This is a genomic window from Vibrio sp. 10N.222.46.A1 (assembly GCF_041473595.1).
GTDB lineage: Bacteria > Pseudomonadota > Gammaproteobacteria > Enterobacterales > Vibrionaceae > Vibrio > Vibrio tasmaniensis_A.
In genome coordinates, this window is the sequence record NZ_JBFRSN010001223.1 from 1 (window position 1) to 1,890 (window position 1,890).

The 1,890-nt window shown below is 43.5% G+C and carries 2 protein-coding genes; one reads left to right on the top strand and one right to left on the bottom strand.

From position 1 onward, the window contains the following. Positions 1-1,381 (top strand): hypothetical protein (locus AB4496_RS25415; RefSeq protein ID WP_372132605.1); only part of this gene is annotated, 1,381 nt, incomplete at its 5' end. Between the two features lie 58 nt (positions 1,382-1,439). Here AB4496_RS25415 and AB4496_RS25420 read toward each other — a convergent pair. Then, positions 1,440-1,890, bottom strand: a 451-nt coding sequence (locus AB4496_RS25420) for a hypothetical protein (RefSeq protein WP_372132607.1), incomplete at its 5' end; no start/stop codon positions are given.

The following is a 1,890-nucleotide window of genomic DNA, read 5'->3' on the forward strand; positions in this document are numbered from 1 at the left end:
AGTGACGCAAGTGAATGGTGCTGCAGGTGAAATGGACAACCTGGCAAAGACATCGGCGACCCTAAAATTACCTATTGAAGAACTTCAAGCCATGCAGTCCCAGGCTGAACATGCAGGGGTAAGCTCTGACGCATTGTCTAACTCAATGCTTCGCTTTACCAAACGACTTGGCGTGCTGCAAAAAACGGGTTCAGGTGCGTTAGGCTCTTACCTAAAGAAAAGTGAGAACGCGCTGCATAAAGACTTACAGGGAGCGCAAGACACCAAGCAGGCTTATGAGATGCTCCTTGAAGAGTTCTCTCAGCTTGAAACGCCTCAAGAGCAAATGGCCTTTGCCGATGCGGCCTTTGGACAAGACGGTCGCAAAATGCTGATCATGTTGCGTGAAGGCACTGAAGGGCTAACGGCAGCAAGAAAAGAACTCAATGCATTGGGTGGCGGTGCGACTGCAGAAGATGCGGCGAAAGCGGAAGCCTACAATGATGCTCTGCAAAAAATCGAAGAAAGCGTCCGCTCTATGAAGTTTGCAGCACTTGCACCCATCATGGAAAAAGCGACCAAAGCATTCACCCAGTTTTCTGAGAAATTTAAGAACGCGGCCTGGCGAACCGACTTTATTGAAAAGCTTATCCAAACCGTAGATGGTCTTTATCAAGGCTTTGAACTGCTAGGTAAAGGGCTTATTTGGTTAGCGCAAAACTTCAAAGGGATTTTGGCGACGGTCGCCATTCTAAAAGTGGCGTTGATTGCTTTAAATGCGGCTGTTCTGGCAAACCCAATAGGGCTCATGGTGGCCGCGGTTGCTGCTGCGGTAATCGCGATTACTTATTTAATCGATAAGTTCATTGGTTTAGATAAAGTCATTAAATGGATTGGTGGCGGCATTGGCTGGTTATGGGATAAATTCAAAGCCCTAATCAACAAACTACCAGATGCACTCATACCCGATGGGTGGAAAATTCAAACTGATGAAGCTGGCCAAGAAGTCGATAACTTAGCCGCTAAACTCAACCGTATTGAAGACAAGAGCGCGACGCTTGGCATTACGACCAATGAAACCCAAAACCGAACGGAGCGAACCCAAACCGAACAAGGTTATTATGCTTATCAAGCAGGTGGAGTTGAGCCAGTTATGCAGGACGCAACGTATGGTTCGTTGGGTAATCAAACCGAACAAGGGCCCCATGCTTATCAAGCTGGCGGATTCGAATCTACCAAGCAAAATACAGCATATAGCCCACTGGGTAACCAAACCATTAAAAGTAAATCCGAAGTGTCATTGACCATCAAGTCAGATAAGCCAGTCGCGATCGAGAAAGCGAAAAGTGAAAAGGGAACTGACTTGAACTTAGATGTGGGGAATATGGCGGTGAGCTTTTAGGATAATGCCCTTGAAATAACAAGGGCTTACTTTGTTAACACCTTAACGGAACTAGGAGTTACAAAATCACCCCTAAATTATTGGCAACTTCTTCAAGAGCTTGATCTATCATTTCTTGGTCCGCTTTCAATATGGACTTGTTATATAACGCTTGAACTTTCAACCAATCAGATTGAATAAAACTACCTACGCTATTTAAGTTTTTAAAGTGTATAACATTCTTTCCTGTTTGATTACCATTGCTATTCGCCAAGATTAGTCTGAGACTTGATAAGTTCAATAGATACTTATCTAAATCAGGTTCAAAAGTAGTATCACGAAGATCTTCGATGGCTAACTTAAGATGTGCTTGGTGAGCTACTTTATCATCACTAAGTTCCCATAAAGATTTATCGACTATTTTCATAATGAGTTGAAAGAACTTTACGCAGTCTTCATGTTGTTGTGATTTTTCTAGTAACTTTGAAGTATTGTCTTCACCAACCGAGTTGTCATGCAAGCTACTAACA